The following is a 1,817-nucleotide window of genomic DNA, read 5'->3' on the forward strand; positions in this document are numbered from 1 at the left end:
GGTCATGGTCTCCTTCCCACTGCTGTTCCTCACGCTCGTGGCCGGTTACGGGCAGGTCCTGGGCGGTCCCGACTTCGCCCTGCCCCTCATCGGGCACGCTGCCTGGTGGGCCTGGATCGTCGAGCTCATCGCCTGGCTGTCCACGGCCGGGATCGTGGGCCTGACGATCCTGCGCTGGCGCCTGACCCGGGCCGGGCGAGCGGCCCCGCCCTACGCCCCAGACTCCGACGGCGGCAAGCGTCCGCGCACCTCGCGCTTCGCCGGGTCGACGTCGGCCCAGGCGAAGTTCGTGGAGGCCACGATCATCGGCGTGGTCGCCTGCGTACTGGCGCTGCGGATGCTCGAGCACGCCCACCTGGCCGCCTCCCCCGACCCGTCCGAGCACGCACTGGCCTCCTGGTGGCACTTCCCGCTGACGGCCTGGGCCGGTCCCCTCCTCGCCCCCCTGAGCACCGGCGCCCTGGGCAACGCGATCCTCATTGTCGCCACCATCAAGGTGGTGCTCTCGATGAGCTGGTTCGTCGTCGTGGGCCTCCAGCCCTCGATGGGCGTGGCCTGGCACCGGTTCCTGGCGATCCTCAACGTCTACGCGCGCCGCGAGGTGGACGGCTCCAAGGCCCTGGGCCCGCTCCAGCCGCTCATGATCGGCGACGAGCCCCTGACCGAGGCCACCATGGACACGCTGGAGGAGGCCATGGAGGCCGCCGACTCCGGCGAGGGGCCCGAGGTCAAGTTGGGCGTAGGCCGCATCGAAGACTTCACCTGGAAGGGCCTGCTGGACTTCTCCACATGCACCGAGTGCGGCCGCTGCCAGGACCTGTGCCCGGCGTGGAACACCGGCAAGCCTCTGTCGCCCAAGCTGTTCGTCATGGCGCTGCGCGACCACCATGCCGCGGCCGCCCCCTACCTGCGGGCTGCCGGCGCCCTGGGCGTCGAGCCCGACGACGTCACCGAGGAGATGGTGGCCTCTCGTCCCACCTCCGGCGGGATAGTCGGCAGGGTGCTGGGCATGCACGACGGCCTGGCGCGCGAGACCAACCTGGGCCTGGAGCCGGGCACCGCCCACACCGGCGACGTGCTCGGCGCGCTGCTGGAGGCCAAGGCGGCCCCCACCGAGACGGGTGTGGCCACGCGGCCCGCCCCCTTGGCCGGGGAGGTCATCCCCGCCGACGTCCTGTGGTCGTGCACCACCTGCGGGGCCTGCGTGGACCAGTGCCCGGTGGACATCGAGCACCTCGACCACGTCGTCGACGTGCGCCGTCAGCAGGTGCTCATGGAGTCGGCCTTCCCCAAGGAGCTCGGCGGCATGTTCCGCAAGCTGGAGTCCAAGGGGAACCCGTGGGGGCTGCCGGCGCGCAAGCGCATGGACTGGGCCAAGAACCTGGACTTCGAAGTGCCGGTCATCGGCGACGACGTCGAGAGCGCCGCGGACGTCGATTACCTGTTCTGGGTGGGCTGCGCGGGCGCCTACGAGGACCGCGCCAAGAAGACGACGCGGGCGGTGGCCGAGCTGCTGCACACCGCCGGGGTGAGCTTCGCGGTGCTCGGCGACGCCGAGACCTGCACGGGTGACCCGGCCCGGCGTGCCGGCAATGAGATCCTCTACCAGATGCTCGCCGCGCAGAACGTGGAGACCCTGGGCGAGGTCGGGGCGCAGAGGATCGTGGTGACCTGCGCGCACTGCTTCAACACGATCTCGCGGGAGTACCCGCAGATCGGGGGCCGCTACGAGGTCCTCCACTACACCCAGCTGCTGGGCCGCCTCGTGCGCGAGGGCCGGCTGCGCCCCCAGCCGCCGCAGGCCGCGGGCGGGCCGG

1 protein-coding gene is annotated in these 1,817 nt (G+C 71.9%); it reads left to right on the forward strand.

The genetic code is table 11. From position 1 onward, the window contains the following. A partial coding sequence (locus HMPREF0975_RS02775; RefSeq protein ID WP_009232605.1) for a (Fe-S)-binding protein occupies window positions 1-1,817 on the forward strand: 1,817 nt, incomplete at both ends.

This window comes from Actinomyces sp. oral taxon 849 str. F0330 (genome assembly GCF_000239715.1).
In the GTDB taxonomy this organism is placed as follows: domain Bacteria; phylum Actinomycetota; class Actinomycetes; order Actinomycetales; family Actinomycetaceae; genus Actinomyces; species Actinomyces johnsonii.